Annotated in this window: 12 protein-coding genes; 8 read left to right on the top strand and 4 right to left on the bottom strand. The window is 49.2% G+C overall.

Annotation, left to right across the window (positions count from 1 at the left end):
• Positions 1–18: 18 nt before the first annotated feature.
• From rbsA to CEQ48_RS02020, 5 genes are all read left to right on the top strand, one after another.
• Complete coding sequence (gene rbsA / locus CEQ48_RS02040) at positions 19–1,521, top strand: ribose ABC transporter ATP-binding protein RbsA (RefSeq protein WP_000189455.1); 1,503 nt, start codon at positions 19–21, stop codon at positions 1,519–1,521.
• Between the two features lie 29 nt (positions 1,522–1,550).
• Positions 1,551–2,519, top strand: coding sequence for a ribose ABC transporter permease (gene rbsC, locus CEQ48_RS02035; RefSeq protein ID WP_198301132.1), 969 nt, complete (start codon positions 1,551–1,553; stop codon positions 2,517–2,519).
• Positions 2,520–2,579: 60 nt separating this feature from the next.
• Complete coding sequence (rbsB, locus tag CEQ48_RS02030) at positions 2,580–3,458, top strand: ribose ABC transporter substrate-binding protein RbsB (RefSeq protein WP_198301112.1); 879 nt, start codon at positions 2,580–2,582, stop codon at positions 3,456–3,458.
• 137 nt (positions 3,459–3,595) lie between these two features.
• Positions 3,596–4,516: a ribokinase gene (rbsK, locus tag CEQ48_RS02025; RefSeq protein ID WP_089070035.1), complete on the top strand. Its 921-nt coding sequence runs from the start codon at positions 3,596–3,598 to the stop codon at positions 4,514–4,516.
• 9 nt (positions 4,517–4,525) lie between these two features.
• The gene (locus tag CEQ48_RS02020) at positions 4,526–5,530 is read left to right on the top strand and encodes a substrate-binding domain-containing protein (RefSeq protein WP_089070034.1); all 1,005 of its coding nucleotides are present in this window, start codon (positions 4,526–4,528) and stop codon (positions 5,528–5,530) included.
• Positions 5,531–5,657: 127 nt separating this feature from the next.
• On the opposite strand, the gene glpQ is transcribed toward CEQ48_RS02020, so the two are convergent.
• The 3 genes from glpQ to CEQ48_RS02005 form a co-directional block, all read right to left on the bottom strand.
• A complete protein-coding gene (gene glpQ / locus CEQ48_RS02015; RefSeq protein ID WP_089070033.1) occupies positions 5,658–6,725 on the bottom strand; it encodes a glycerophosphodiester phosphodiesterase in 1,068 nt (355 codons plus the stop codon).
• A gap of 153 nt (positions 6,726–6,878) precedes the next feature.
• The gene (gene glpT, locus CEQ48_RS02010; RefSeq protein ID WP_089070032.1) at positions 6,879–8,237 is read right to left on the bottom strand and encodes a glycerol-3-phosphate transporter; all 1,359 of its coding nucleotides are present in this window, start codon (positions 8,235–8,237) and stop codon (positions 6,879–6,881) included.
• Between the two features lie 420 nt (positions 8,238–8,657).
• A complete protein-coding gene (locus CEQ48_RS02005; protein ID WP_089070031.1) occupies positions 8,658–9,005 on the bottom strand; it encodes a DUF3316 domain-containing protein in 348 nt (115 codons plus the stop codon).
• A gap of 568 nt (positions 9,006–9,573) precedes the next feature.
• On the opposite strand from CEQ48_RS02005, the gene CEQ48_RS02000 reads away from it, so the two are divergent.
• Positions 9,574–10,743, top strand: coding sequence for a lytic polysaccharide monooxygenase (locus CEQ48_RS02000; protein WP_089070030.1), 1,170 nt, complete (start codon positions 9,574–9,576; stop codon positions 10,741–10,743).
• 112 nt (positions 10,744–10,855) lie between these two features.
• Here CEQ48_RS02000 and CEQ48_RS01995 read toward each other — a convergent pair whose 3' ends face one another.
• Positions 10,856–12,910 carry a sensor histidine kinase gene (locus CEQ48_RS01995; RefSeq protein ID WP_089070029.1) on the bottom strand — a complete coding sequence of 685 codons (2,055 nt, stop codon included), beginning with the start codon at positions 12,908–12,910 and terminating at the stop codon, positions 10,856–10,858.
• A gap of 289 nt (positions 12,911–13,199) precedes the next feature.
• Here CEQ48_RS01995 and CEQ48_RS01990 point away from each other — a divergent pair, with 289 nt between their 5' ends.
• Positions 13,200–14,552 carry a sigma-54-dependent transcriptional regulator gene (locus CEQ48_RS01990; protein WP_089070028.1) on the top strand — a complete coding sequence of 451 codons (1,353 nt, stop codon included), beginning with the start codon at positions 13,200–13,202 and terminating at the stop codon, positions 14,550–14,552.
• Positions 14,553–14,853: 301 nt separating this feature from the next.
• Positions 14,854–15,861 carry a TAXI family TRAP transporter solute-binding subunit gene (locus tag CEQ48_RS01980; RefSeq protein WP_089070027.1) on the top strand — a complete coding sequence of 336 codons (1,008 nt, stop codon included), beginning with the start codon at positions 14,854–14,856 and terminating at the stop codon, positions 15,859–15,861.
• Positions 15,862–15,980 lie beyond the last annotated feature (119 nt).

The raw sequence follows: 15,980 nt of genomic DNA, 5'->3' as shown, positions 1-15,980 counted from the left end.
AACCATGGAGGAACCACTATGACTCAAGCAATTTTAGCCCTGAGCCAAATTGAAAAAGCGTTCCCTGGCGTAAAAGCCTTGGACAAAGCGAGCCTGAATGTCTATCCGGGGCGGGTAATGGCGTTAATGGGTGAAAACGGTGCTGGCAAATCAACCTTGATGAAAGTACTGACTGGGATATACAGCAAAGATGCGGGCAGCATCGAGTATCAAGGCCAACCTGTCAGTTTTAAAGGTCCGCGTGATTCGCAACTGGCGGGCATCAGCATTATTCACCAAGAGCTCAACCTGATCCCGCAGCTGACGATTGCGGAAAATATTTTCCTTGGCCGCGAGATGACGTCGCCATTCGGACGCATTCTGTGGGATGAAATGCATCGTAAAGCGGATCAACTGCTCGCACGTTTGAATGTGAAACACAGTGCCAAAACCTTGCTCGGAGAGCTGAGCTTGGGTGAGCAGCAGATGGTGGAAATTGCCAAAGCGCTGTCGTTTGAATCGAAAGTCATCATCATGGATGAACCGACCGATGCGCTGACCGATACCGAAACCGAATCGCTGTTCAATGTCATTAATGAACTGCGCGAACAAGGCTGCGGCATTGTGTATATCTCGCACCGTTTGAAAGAGATTTTTGAGATTTGTGACGACATCACCGTGCTGCGTGACGGCAAATTTATTGGTGAGTGCCGCGTGTGCGATACCAATGAAGATGGCCTGATTGAGATGATGGTTGGCCGTAAACTGGAAGAGCAGTACCCACGTATTGCCGCCCAGCAAGGTGACATCAGCCTTGAGGTGATTGGCTTAACTGGCTCGGGTGTGCACGATGTCAGCTTTACGCTCAAAAAAGGCGAAATACTTGGCGTTTCTGGCCTGATGGGGGCTGGGCGGACTGAACTGATGAAGGTGATTTATGGCGCGCTGCCTTCGGAGCGTGGCGTCATTAACCTCAACGGGCGCACTGTTAACCCCGTCAGCCCGCAAGATGGTTTGGCCAATGGCATCGCCTATATCTCTGAAGATCGTAAAGGCGATGGCTTGGTGCTTGGCCTTTCGGTGAAAGAGAACATGTCACTTTGCGCGCTCGATCAACTGAGCAAAGGTGTGCAAATTCGTCATGCCGATGAAGTGATTGCTGTGGATGACTTTATTCGTCTGTTCAACATCAAAACCCCAAGTCGTGAGCAAATCATTGGCAACCTTTCTGGGGGCAATCAGCAGAAAGTGGCGATCGCCAAAGGGCTGATGACCAAACCCAAAGTGCTGATATTGGACGAACCGACTCGCGGTGTTGACGTTGGCGCGAAAAAAGAGATCTACCAACTGATCAACCAATTCAAAGCTGAAGGCATGAGCATCATTTTAGTCTCCTCAGAAATGCCCGAAGTGCTTGGCATGAGTGACCGTATTCTGGTGATGCATGAAGGGCGCATTAGCGGCGAGTTTATGGCGAGCGAAGCCGATCAAGAAAAATTAATGGCGTGTGCGGTAGGGCGTAACCCTGCTCACGCAGCATGAAACAAGGATACAGCATGAGTACCCGAACCATGACTAATACGACATCTGATAACCGTAAAAAACTGCTCAGCAAAGAGTGGTTGATTGAACAAAAATCGCTGATCGCACTGCTGTTTTTAGTGGTTGTCGTCTCTTTCTTAAACCCGAATTTTTTCACGGTTGATAACTTACTGAACATTCTGCGCCAAACTTCGGTCAACGCGATCATCGCGGTGGGTATGACCTTGGTCATCTTAACCGCAGGGATTGATTTGAGCGTCGGTTCTGTGCTCGCCTTATGTGGCGCTTTTGCGGCCACCTTAGTGTCGATGGAAGTTCCTGTTCTGGTAGCTGTGCCTACGGCTTTGCTGGCTGGTGCTGCGCTTGGTGCAATCAGCGGCATCATCATTGCCAAAGGTAAAGTGCAGGCCTTTATCGCGACATTAGTAACCATGACTCTGCTGCGCGGTGTCACTATGGTGTACACCGATGGTCGTCCGATTTCGACCGGATTTACCGATACAGCGGACACCTTTGCATGGTTTGGTACTGGCTACGCGTTGGGTATTCCGGTTCCGGTATGGCTGATGGTCGTGGTATTTGCCGGCGCTTGGTACTTGCTCAATCACACTCGCTTTGGCCGCTATGTGTATGCGGTGGGCGGTAACGAATCGGCGACTCGCCTTTCAGGTATCAACGTAGATCGCGTCAAAATCGGCGTGTATGCCATCTGTGGTCTACTGGCTGCGCTGGCGGGCATTATTGTCACTTCTCGCCTTTCTTCAGCGCAACCTACCGCAGGTATGGGCTATGAATTGGACGCGATTGCGGCTGTGGTGCTCGGGGGCACCAGTTTGATGGGCGGTAAAGGCCGCATCATGGGCACGCTGATCGGCGCTCTCATCATCGGATTTTTAAACAACGCATTGAACTTGCTCGATGTTTCCTCCTACTACCAAATGATTGCGAAAGCTGTGGTTATTTTGCTGGCGGTCTTGGTAGACAACAAAAATAAATAAAACGTGAATCCGCCTCAGCAGGGCAAGAACTGCGAGGCGCAACCAAAAAGGACTATGAGAATGAAAAAACTGACCACTCTTATCTCTGCTGCTCTACTTTCCACTTCGGTTTCTTTTGCGGCGCAAGCGCAAGATACCGTGGCGATTGTACTTTCAACGCTGAACAACCCGTTTTTCGTGACCATGAAGGATGGGGCAGAAGCGAAAGCCAAAGAACTTGGCTACAACCTGATTGTACTGGACTCGCAAAATGACCCAAGCAAAGAGCTTTCGAACGTGGAAGACCTCACTGTGCGCGGCGTAAAAGCGATTCTGATCAACCCGACCGATTCGGATGCGGTTTCTAACGCGATTCGTATCGCGAACCGCTCAAAGATCCCAGTGCTGACGCTTGACCGTGGCGCGAGCCGTGGTGAGGTAGTGAGCCACATTGCGTCCGACAACGTAGTCGGCGGCGAAATGGCCGGCCACTTTATTGAAGCGAAAATGGGCAGCGATGCCAAAGTGATCCAACTGGAAGGTATCGCCGGAACTTCAGCGGCGCGTGAGCGTGGTGAAGGTTTCATGAGTGCGGTGAAAGGCAGCAAGATGCAACTGCTGGCCAGTCAACCAGCGGACTTCGACCGCACTAAAGGTTTGAACGTGATGGAAAACCTACTGGCAGCGAACCCAGATGTTCAAGCGGTTTTCGCGCAAAACGATGAAATGGCATTGGGTGCACTGCGTGCGATTCAAGCGTCAGGCAAGTCTGTGATGATTGTTGGCTTTGATGGCACCGATGATGGCATCGCAGCGGTAGAGCGCGGCCAATTAGCAGCCACTGTCGCACAGCAGCCAGACATGATCGGCGCAATTGGTGTTGAAACCGCTGACAAAATGCTCAAGGGTGAAAAAGTGGAAGCTTACATCCCTGTCGCTCTGAAAGTGATTTCAAAATAATACCCGTTTCCCTCCTCGCATGAGGAGGGAAAACCGAGCGGTTTACTGGTTTTATTTTCCTCTGCTGCCCAACAAATAAAAAGGGTATCAGCCATTAAACCACTCTGTTTTTCCTCATCAATACAAAGGATAACCGTATGAATAAGTTGGTGGTTCTGGGTAGCGTCAATGCAGACCATGTGCTGCAAGTGCCTTCATTTCCTCGCCCAGGAGAAACCCTACACGGGCGCAATTATCAAGTCATTCCGGGCGGAAAAGGGGCAAACCAAGCGGTTGCCGCCGCGCGTATGCAAGCGGATGTGGGTTTCATTGCCTGTGTTGGCGATGATTCGTTTGGCATTAATATTCGTGAAAGTTTTAAGCTAGATGGCATCAATACGGCGGGCGTGAAGCTGCAACCGAACTGCCCAACCGGCATTGCGATGATTCAAGTCTCAGATAGTGGTGAGAACAGTATCTGCATATCTGCGGAAGCGAATGCCAAGCTGACGGCCGCTGCTATTGAGCCCGATCTTACGGCGATTCGGGATGCACGTTATCTGCTGATGCAACTAGAAACGCCGCTTGATGGCATTTTAAAAGCGGCGCAAGAGGCCAAAGCGGCTAAAACCAATGTGATTCTTAACCCTGCGCCTGCCCGTGAATTGCCAGATGAACTGCTGAAGTGTGTAGATTTGATCACGCCGAATGAAACCGAAGCGGAAGTGCTCACCGGAATTACGGTCTCGGATGAGGCCAGTGCGCAGCAAGCGGCGGACGCTTTACACTGTAAAGGCATCGAGATTGTTATCATTACTCTTGGCTCAAAAGGTGTTTGGCTAAGCGAAAATGGTCGTGGGCAACGAATTCCCGGTTTTGTGGTGAAAGCCACGGACACCACTGCCGCAGGTGATACCTTTAACGGTGCATTGGTGACTGGCTTGTTGCAAGAAATGCCACTAGAATCAGCCATTAAGTTTGCCCATGCTGCTGCGGCGCTCTCAGTGACGCGCTTTGGCGCGCAAACTTCGATTCCCACTCGTATGGAAGTCGATACCTTTTTAAAAGAACACTCATAGGAGATAAACATGGCCACCATGAAGGATATCGCTCGACTTGCAGGCGTCTCCACTTCAACCGTGAGCCATGTCATCAATAAAAGCCGTTTTGTGAGTGATGAAATTGCTGAGCGGGTGAACAACGCGGCTCAGCAACTCAATTACGCGCCTTCCGCCCTCGCGCGTAGCCTAAAAATGAACCGCACCAAAACCATCGGTATGTTAGTGACCACTTCAACCAACCCATTTTTTGGTGAAGTGGTAAAAGGCGTAGAACGTAGTTGTTATCACAAAGGTTATAACCTGATTCTGTGTAACACCGAAGGCGATAACCAACGCATGAAAGCCAGCATCAATACCTTGCTGCAAAAGCGTGTCGATGGTTTATTGCTGATGTGTTCAACCCTTGAGGGAGAACGGTTGGATGTGTTTGATCGTTATCCCGATATTCCTGTTGTCGTGATGGACTGGGGCCCAATCCTGTTTGCCAGTGACAAAATTCAAGACAACTCACTGCAAGGCGGCTACATGGCGGCCAAACATCTGATCGAGTGTGGACATAAAGAGATTGGTTGTATCACAGGTCCGCTGATTCGCCACCAAGCACAGATGCGTTATGAAGGTTACAAACGTGCGTTAGCGGAAGCTGGGCTTGGAATTCATCCTGACTGGATTATTGAATCTGACTTCGAATGTGAAGGTGGCTACCAAGCTTTTGAAAAGCTGTATGAGCGAGGAAAGCTGCCAAGCGCACTGTTTGTGTGTAACGACATGATGGCGATGGGCGTGATTCAAGCCGCCAGCCAACGAGGTTTGCGAATCCCGGACGATCTTTCCTTGATTGGTTACGATGATGTGCATATTGCTAAGTTTATGACCCCGGCGTTAACCACCATTCATCAACCCAAATACCGTCTCGGCAAAGCGGCGGTGGATACCTTGCTTTATCGCTTGGAAAACCCAGACACTACCGCGCAAGTTGTGCAATTAGAGCCGACTTTAACGGTACGTAATAGTGTGAGAGAGCTGAGTTAAAGCAGGTTTATTAGCTTGTTACATGCTCTTGGATAACGACAGTCTTAATCTAAATTGGAGGAATCAGCGGCTTTCACCCCGCTGGTTCTTTGATGGCCAATCACTTCAAACATTTCTGCTTAACGTATTATTGATTTAAGAAAGCCACCGCTTTATCAGGGAAGTCCGTAAACAGACCATCGACTTTCACTTGGTTGTAGAACACATCCAGCATCCCTTCGAAGTTGTCTGCCCAAGGTGCAATGCGCCCTTTATCGGCACGGAAGGTGTAAGGATGCACCACGAGGCCAGCCTCTTTCGCTTGTTTCATCAACGGCTTAATAATGATGTTGTCTTTGGTGGAAACATCATCAACCAACATAGGTTTCCAAGGGCCGATGCCATCGGCGTATTGCGCGACTTTGGCCATGCCGCCTTCGGCAAACATCCAGTCATAGTCATAGGGGGTGGCTTGGTCTGCTTGATAAACCATGGTTTCATTCCAGTCGGTGTACGCTAGTAGCTGAACTAGATTGAGATCCATCTTCATCGCTGGCTGCAGTTCATCATGAATGCGTTTTAGCTCGATAGGGTCAAAACATTGCAGATAGATTTTGTCGTCTTTGCTGTCGTAACCATACTGCTTTAGCACTTTGAGGACTGCTTGAGAAATATCTTTGCCTTCGTGGCGGTGAAACCAAGGCGCTTTGATTTCAGGGTAGATACCAATGTTATAACCGAGCGTCTTGTTGAGCCCTTGGATCAGCTCAATTTCTTCCGCAAAAGTCGGCACGGTGAAATCACTTTTCCAGATCGGAAAACGATCAGGAAAACCCGCGACTTTGTTACCTTGATCATCAATGTCGAACCCTTCTGTCACGCGCAGGGTTTTGATTTCGGCTAAGGTAAAGTCAATCGCGTAATAACGGCCATCGGCTCGTGCGCGGTTAGGGAAACGCTCCGCAACATCGGTGACGCGATCCAAATAGTGATCATGTAATACCACCAATTGATCGTCTTTGGTCATCACCACATCTTGCTCGATGTAATCCGGTTTCATCGCATAAGCCAGTGTTTTGGCTTCTAGAGTATGTTCTGGCAAGTAGCCAGAGGCTCCGCGGTGAGCAATCACTAACGGTTCTGCAGAAAGAATGCTTGAAAATAGCGAGGTTGAGCAGGCCAGAGCCAGCAGAGAAAGCGAGAATGGTTTTAGCATCATGAATTCCTTTTTTGTTCTTCCCAGCCCTAAGGCGTCAAATGGCACGTGACGTTAGGGTGGGAGAGAGAGTTGCCGCGCTCCTAATCAGGCAAGTGCGCGGCGAGGGGGACAAGCTACACTGACGATGTTATTGCTTGATGACACACGCTCTTAAATGGTCGCTTGTTTAAGCTTATCGTTATGGTGAGCGCGTTCGCCAACGAAAGCGTAAATCAAGCAGATCACTGAGAGTACACAAGAGGCAACCAATACCATGAAGCCGCCATCCCAACCGAAGTGGTCAACGGTGTAGCCCAATATCGCGTTAGCTGCCACAGCACCACCTAAGTAGCCAAAGAGACCAGTCAGACCTGCTGCGGTACCGGCGGCTTTCTTCGGAGCCAGTTCCAGAGCGTAAAGGCCAATCAGCATCACAGGGCCGTAGATCAAAAAGCCGATCGCGACCAGAGCGGCCATATCCACAGTTGGGTTGCCTGCTGGGTTGAACCAGTAAACCAGAACCGCAAGCGTTACCAACACCATAAACAGGATGCCCGCTGGCGCACGGCGGCCTTTAAACACTTTGTCGGAAATCCAACCACACAACAAAGTACCCGGGATGCCCGCCCACTCGTACAGGAAGTAAGCCCAAGAAGATTTATCAACCGTGAAGTGTTTGGCTTCTTTGAGGTAAACCGGAGCCCAGTCAAGTACACCGTAGCGGATCAGGTAAACGAAGGCGTTAGCAATCGCAATCGACCAAAGCAGTTTGTTGTTGAAGACATACTTAAAGAAGATCTCTTTCGCATTCATCTCATTTTCATGTGATGTATCGTAATCATCGGGATAGTCGTTTTTGTAGTCTTCAATGGGGGGTAAACCACAAGATTGCGGCGTATCACGCATAATGACCCAAGCAAAAATAGCAACCAGAACCGCAAAGAAAGCAGGTACATAGAAGGCGGTGCGCCAATCATCGTTAAACATCCATAAGCCGAGCAGGAAAATAGGGCCAATCAAGCCACCACCGACGTTGTGAGCGACGTTCCATACTGAAACAATCTCCCCCCGCTCTTTACGTGACCACCAGTGCACCATGGTTCGACCACAAGCCGGCCAACCCATACCTTGGAACCAACCGTTTAAAAACAACAGAATAAACATTGCAGTAATACTGCTAGTTGCCCACGGCATAAAACCGAAGCAGAACATAACTAAGGCAGAAAGGAGTAGACCCGCGCTGAGGAAGTAGCGAGGGTTCGAGCGGTCCGAAACGTTACCCATTAAAAATTTAGATAGACCATATGCGATCGAAACCGCACCTAATGCCACACCCAGATCGCCACGACTAAAGCCTTGTTCAATCAGGTAAGGCATTGCCAAACTAAAGTTCTTACGGACCAGATAGTAACCCGCATAACCAACAAAAATACCGATGAAAAGTTGCCAACGAAGGCGTGAATAGACGCTGTCCACCTTATCGGATGGCAGCCGCTGCGTATGCGCAGCCGGTTTGAAGAGCTCGAACATAGTGACCTCATTGTTTTTTGCGATGGTATAAACCTCTACTATCGGAACTCACAGTACAGAAGTGAGCACCACTGCAGTAAAGAAATGGCGAACGAGCAATTTATTTTCGTTCGAAAGTATCGAGATTCTTATGTTTATGAATTGTTATTACTGTGATTGATGTAGCACGTGAATTATTTTACGAATAGAAACAAATTGTAAATTTTCGGTTTTGTTGACTTTAATCGCAAAATTAAGCGTTTGGATCATTTCCATTGCTTTTGTGGCGGTGAAATTTTCGTCTGAAATTAAATGTGGATTTAACGAAAATGAAATGCTTTCGTTAATCGAATGGATGATACGAAGAAGGAGCGAAAAAATATAGATTCAACGGGTAGAAAGTGAATGAATGGCAATCCTTTGCCATCTTAAATAAGGGTGTTAGTTACGATCATTATCGCGTATTTGATAGTGATAGTTGACTTTCACCATGGAGCGATATTCGGTATCACCCGCTTTCGCGGATATCGACTCGACTAATACCTCAGTGTTATCGATTTTTAAGGTTTGCGGTAAAACTTTGCTGCCCCACACGGATAGTTCATTCGCGAGCGTCTTGGTTGGCAGAGTTTTTAACTGCTCTGTTTTCTTAGCCCCAGCAGCATAAGCTTGGTCTTGAGTGGTATAGATACCAGCATCTAGGGTACGAGCTTCATAGCTAGTATCCATGGATGCAAAAACGTTGGTGCTGAGGATAAAAGTAGCAAGCCCTAGGGTAATTTTTCTCATCTAGATTTCCTTCTTGTTTATCCCTTCCTACTTAAAGCTGTGGCGGTTCTGGCTACATTCATCCACTCCAAACATAGAATCAATCTATGCCCATAGAGGTGAACTTTATTGTCGCCTACCTACAACTCCAAGCAGTTTTGGGATAGCAAATGTTATTTATTATTAAAAATGATGGCTGACTCTCTAGTATTCGAGAGATATGTTTATCCTATCAATGGTTGTGTAAAGAGTCTGTCAAGTACCGTAAAGCTTTTGAAAATGTACGGTTGAATTTTTTGAGATTAAGCGGCTTTCTGGCGGTTTTACTGACATTGTTAGTGATTAGCCAAAAATCCGATCTTCTATTTGCACCATATTGTTGTTGTGACGGTTTTGAAGTGCCTCGAAGATTAATCGTAATGGGTTGCTATTGCATATAAGTGCTGGAAAGCAGATGGCAAATTGACCATTTTTATCAATGCATTGTGTTGAAATTGACACGCTATTTTGGGGTTGTTGCTAGCTTTTGTTAGCCATTTGTAAATAAGTAATGGCGAATAATAAAAGTCACAATTGAAGAGGAATAACCATGAAATACGGATTAAAAATCAGTGCGCTAGGCTCAGTCGCTCTTGGCGTTTTGGCGACGCCGCAGGTACAAGCGCATGGCTGGGTGGAGTTCCCAAGTGCTAGGCAAAACACCTGTTACCTCGACGGCGGATTTTGGGATAACGCCATTCCGAATCAAGCGTGTAAGGCGGCGTATGATGTGTCCGGCGCTTTTCCGTTTGTGCAGCGCAATGAGGTCTCGGCCAATGTGCAGAAGTATCGGGATATGGCCGCAGTAAAAGCGGTGGTGAAAGATGGCGAGCTCTGTTCGGCGGGTGATAAAGCCAAAGCGGGCTTGAATGTGCCTTCTGCCCATTGGCAAAAAACCGGAATCACCCTAGATGCCAATGGTCAAATTGAGGTCGTGTTCCATGCGGCAACGCCTCACAATCCCTCGTATTGGCAATTTTATTTAAGTAAAGCGACTTACGACCACACCAAGCCACTGACGTGGGATGACTTGGAATTGGTCGGCAGCTCGGACGATGTGGCCGCGGGAAGTGATAAGAAATACCGTTTCAAAGTCACCTTGCCACAAGATCGCAGTGGTGATGCGATTCTTTACACGCGCTGGCAGCGGGTAGATGCAGGTGGTGAAGGTTTCTACAACTGTAGTGACATCACCTTTGGCGGCGCTACCACGCCACCAGATCCGACGGACCCGACCGATCCGGTTAAGCTCACCGCTTTGGGTTACTACGTACCGCAAGGGTTTGGCCCTGTTGAAGTCGGAGATAGTGTTCGCTTGCGAACATTTGATGCGACAGGTATGGAGACGACAGATATTGCCTTGCCAATCCGTGCCAACAATTTGGAGACTTGGCCTGCCGAGCTAGCGGGTCAGTTCAATCAACTCAAAAACGGCGAATGGTTTATTGGTATTTGGCACCAAGAGATGAACCACTACATGTTTGATACGCAAAATCTGTACGCCAACCAAGTGTTTGCGCCAAACAGTAACCTCACTTACCGCTTATCGCTCACCAAAGGAGATGCCACTCCACCGACTCAACCCGAAAATGCATGGGATAAGAGCAAGACTTATACCGCAGGCGCGGTAGTCACTCATAAAGGCAAGAGCTGGACTGCCCAGTGGTGGACACAAGGTGAAGAGCCGGGAACCACGGGCGAATGGGGTGTGTGGCGCTAAGCGCGCTGCCTATTTGACGAACTGAGCGTTTATATGCAGTCAAAAGGGCTGTCACTCGCCAAAACAGGTTGTCTCGCACAACCTGTTTTTCTTTTTAACAAGCAGGTTGCCGCTATTGTGCGGCATGCAAGCGGATCTCAAAGCTCATGCCCGCATCGGGATTATTCGTTGCCACAATACTGCCTTGCATATCTCGCAGGCTATTGGCGACAATCGCTAGGCCAAGCCCTAATCCTTCGCCCATTTTCTTGCTGGTTTGAAACGGCTCAAACATGGTGGTGAGAAGCTCGGGGGCAATCCCACAACCGTTGTCACTCACGCGCACGATCACTTGATCTTCTTCACTCACGGCGCTAATGCTGAGCTTCGGTTCTAAGGTTTGACTCATCGCATCTAACGCATTTGACACCAAGTTACCGAGCACTTGGCGCAAGCGTTGTTCTTCCCCCATCACCAACGGCAGATCGCTAGAAAGTCGAACTCGAACATCCACCGGAGTTAAGCGTGCTTGATGAATGCGCAAAATCTCCTGTAACGCATCGGGCAGCGAGATGGCTTGCAAAGCGTCGGGTCGATTGAACGCGAAGGATTTGAGTTGGGAGGTCATCGCCGCCATACGATCAATCAAAGAATGCACCAGCTTGGTATTGGCTTTGAGCAGCTGAGTTTCACCGCGTTCAAGGAGCAATTCGTTGCTAGAAAGTAGGGTGCGCAAACCGGTAAGGGGCTGATTGAGCTCATGGGTGATCGCACTTGACATACGTCCCAGTGCGGCCATTTTGCTCGCTTCAATCAGCTCTTGTTGAGCGGATTTCAGCGCAGCGGTGCGCTCTTCCACCCGCTCTTGCAAATCGTGGTTGGCATTCTGTAGTGCGATTTCCGCCTTCTTGCGTTTACTGATATCAATCAGAGTCACCAAATAGTGGCGGCGATCTTTCCAACTGACCGCAATCAGGGAGAACAGTACCGGAAACAAACTGCCATCACTGCGCCGAGCGACTGTTTCCACGTTGGTGATGTCGGCCAGCTCTTGATGCTCGGTGAGATTTTTCAGCAGCAGTGGTACGGTGGCATTCGGGTTTCCAGTATCAAACAGCGACCACGCTTGCAGCTGACGCACCATACTTTCCGAGAGGCTGAAATAGCGCTTCGCCATCGGATTGATCTCTTCAATGCGGCCTTGTCCATCGATCAGCAGCAGTCCAACATGAGTTTTGTTGATCATATTGCGTTGGCGCTCTTCGGCCTCAAACAACACTTGTTGAATCTTGGCTTCACTGAGGCGCTTTTGATACTGCTCGTAACGCAGACGCATCAGTAATAGCAGCAATAATACGCCGACCATAGCACTGGTGCTGATCCAGTTAACCGTGGCATTAAGATTTTTAAGCGGCGTGAGGTAAGTGAGCGTCCAATTCAGATCATCCAGCGTGACGGATTGGGCAAGATAAGGCGCTTGTTCAACTTGCCACAGTGTTAGGCGTGTTCCATCAAATAAGCTACGTTTTTGCGCCGCTGCGACCACTTCGGGGTGAGTCGCTATCCAGTCTGCGCTGTAAACTGAACTGCTGGAGAGAAAATAATGGCGTTGAGCATTTTGAAAAAGGATTAACTCATCACTGGCAAACCATTGATCGGCAAGCACGTTTAAATCCACTTGTACGGCAACCGCACCGACGATCTCGACATCCAGATAAACTGGCGCAGCAACAAAATAGGTGGGGGTGCTGCCAACGGATTTGGTGACAATCGAAATCCCTTCGCGCTGCTGCAAAATCTTATGGATGATGGCTTTGCCATCAGAGAGCTTCCAGTTTTCAGCATTTTTACTGGCCGTTACCAGTGAACCGGAAAGTGTCAGTATGTACCAACCTTTGGTATTCGCGGCTTTATCGAGTTGCGCCAATTGTTGCTGTAATTGGGCTTGCGGGCGATCATCGCCCTGAAACAGTTTGAGTGTGTTGGCTTCATTGGTCATCAAGTAGGGCAAATGATAAAAGCGACTGAGAGTGCGCCTCACATCACTAATGTAATCGAGCAAACGCTGCTCGCCGTGGCGCTGCGCTTGCCTCAGCTGCCAGTTTTCACTGACGGCATGCGAGCCCCATCGCACCGCGATCAGCAGTAAAATCACCAACACTATCCAACTTGCTTTATTGAGCTTCAAAGCATTTCCCTATTTAAAACGAGCACCGAGATTGACGGTTCAACTTAGCAACGAAAGCGATAAATGTTAATGACGGGTAACTCAGAAGTGAGAGGCGGCTCCTTTCCAAGCCCGACAAATTTGCTTACTTTAGCCGCACAACAAGTATACCCTTCCTACTTGAAGCTGCAGCGGTGTTGGCTACGTTCGTTCACCCCAATCACATAGTCTATCTATGCTCATGGGGACTCACTCACTTGCCGCCTACCTGCAACTCCAAGTTGTTTGGGTATAGAACAAGGGGTCAAGTGTGGAAAGCCAACGGATTGCATTGATTGAGGACGACGACATTGTGCGCCAAGCCACAGGCCAGTGGTTACAACTGGCGGGGTTTGACGTGGAGATGTTTGCTGATGGCACATCCGCGTTAGAGGCGATTGAGCAGCAGAATTTCGCGGCCGTGGTGAGTGATGTACGCCTGCCCGATACCGATGGGTTGAGTCTGTTGGTGGCGTTGAAAAATGTGCAGCCGCTAACGCCAGTAATTTTGATCACTGGACATGGCGATGTCGATATGGCGGTGAAAGCGCTGCATCAAGGCGCGTTCGATTTTATCGAGAAGCCATTTCAACCAGAACGCCTTGCCAACACGGTGGCGCAAGCGGTCAGTCAGTACCAAAACGCGCTGTCATCGCAGTCGCGTGCCCACTATCTTGCCTCTGCCAAAGGGTTAGAGCAGATCTTGATTGGGCAGTGTAAGTCGATTCAACTGCTGCGCGAGCAAATCGCCAAAGTCGCAGCGATGGATACCAACGTTATCATTTACGGCGAAACCGGCTGTGGCAAAGAACTGGTGGCGCAGTGTCTGCATCAAGCCAGCGAGCGTCAGCGTGGTCAGTTTGTGGCAATCAACTGTGGCGCGATCCCAGAAAACCTGTTTGAAAGTGAACTGTTCGGTCATGAAGCGGGCGCGTTTACTGGCGCGGTAAAGCGGCGGATTGGCAAGCTCGAACTGGCCGATAAAGGTACGCTGTTTCTGGATGAAATCGAGAGCATGCCGCTGGCCATGCAGGTGAAAGTGCTCCGCGTGCTGCAAGATCATGTGGTAGAGCGGGTGGGCAGTAATCAGCCGATCACCATTGATCTGCGGGTCATCGCGGCAGCCAAGGAAGAGCTGCGTCAACACGCGGAATTTCGCCAAGATCTGTTCTACCGCCTCAATGTCGCGCATCTCTATTTACCGCCGCTGCGTGAGCGAGGCGACGATATTTTGCTGCTGTTTGAACACTTCTGTGTACAAGTGAAACCGACTTGGGGCAGCTTAAGTGAAGCGGATCGGTTGGCGCTGCTTACTTATCGTTGGCCGGGCAACGTGCGCGAGCTGCGTAATGTCGCGCTGCGTTATGCGCTGGATGACAGCATTAGTGTTGGGGAAATTCTGGTTTCACGTCCGGGAATGACTGAAGAAGAAGCCTCGGCGGGGTTACCGCTGGCGATTCAAGTGCACAACTTTGAACGTAAAGTGATCGCTCAAGCGTTGCATCGCCATCAAGGTAACATCAGTGAAGTGATGAAAGAGCTGGATTTGCCAAGGCGCACTCTGAATCAGAAAATGCAGAAGTTTGGTTTGCTTCGCGGTGATTTTACTGCGCAAGAGGAATGAGCAAAATTTTGCTCATCACTTTTCAATAGTTTTTATTAACATCGATCACATTTAGTTAACCTTGCGTGATCGCTCTCCTGATTTTTGAGCCTAAAACACGCTCGATGATCGGCGGTTTTTTGCTGATGTACTTGAGGCTCAATCAGCAAGATTTTGCTCATTTTTATCTGTTTGGAAAATTAATACCTTATAAAACAATGGATTATTTTTTGGCATCTTCTTTGCTCTTACTGATATTGCTCATGCTGTACGTTTGGAAACGGTGCAGCATCGAAAAATAATCACAACATGGAGAGTCACGATGAAACAAAAGCGCCTTACGCAAACCCTATTAGCCGCCATCACTTCGTTTGGTTTAATCGGTGGAGCTTATGCAGCCGAAGAACGCAGCTACATTCTTGCCACCGCGTCAACCGGAGGAACCTATTACCCCGTAGGTGTAGCTCTGGCGACCCTGACCAAAGTCAAACTCACCCCGAGCTACCACTTTTCACTCTCCGCGATTAGCTCGGCCGGATCGGGTGAAAACGTGAAGTTGATGAACGATAACGAAGCCCAGTTCGCGATTTTGCAAGGTTTGTACGGTGCTTGGGCATGGGCGGGCGAAGGCCCGTATGCGGAGCGTCAAAACCAATTACGTTCGGTTTCTATGCTGTGGCAGAACGTGGAACACTTTATTGTGCGCTCTGATCTTGCGCCAACCGGAACCATTGCCGATCTAGCCAGCATGAAAGGGAAAAAGTTCTCGATTGGTTCGAAAAACTCGGGCACGGAATTTTCGGGTCGGCAGATCATGCAAGGGATTGGCGTTGACCCTGATACCTTTAATCTGGCTTATTTGGGCTACGGCGGGAGTGCTAGTGCGCTGCAAAACGGCACCATTGATGGCATGAACACGCCAGCAGGTGTGCCCGTGGGCGCGGTGACTCAAGCTTTTGCAGCGATGGGCAGCGACATCAAGATCCTCTCTTTCACTGATGAGCAGATCAAACAAGCCAACGGTAACTACAACTTATGGACCAAGTTTGATATTCCGGCGAACACCTATCCGGGCGTCGATAAAACCATCACCACCATTGCTCAGCCGAATTTCCTCGCGGTACGCACCGACATATCGGAAGAGGATGTATATCAGCTCACTAAAGCCATGTACGAGAACTTAGCTTTCCTACAAGGCATCCACAAAGCGACCAAAGATATGGCGATTGAAAAAGCCATCGAAGGCTTGCCCATGCCACTGCACGCCGGTGCGGCGCGTTACTACCAAGAAGTGGGAATTAAAATTCCAGCCCACTTGATGCCACAGTAAGTTCGGTGAACGCGAAAGACTGCTCGGGAGCGGGCAGTCTTGCCCTTTCAACATGAAGTCAATCTAAAGAAAGGGCATCTCTGTTTCCATTCGTCTATCCCCAAACCGCCGGAAGTGGT

It is taken from the genome of Vibrio tarriae, from assembly GCF_002216685.1.
In the GTDB taxonomy this organism is placed as follows: Bacteria; Pseudomonadota; Gammaproteobacteria; order Enterobacterales; family Vibrionaceae; genus Vibrio; species Vibrio tarriae.
This window is presented reverse-complemented; position numbering and strand designations above follow the sequence as displayed.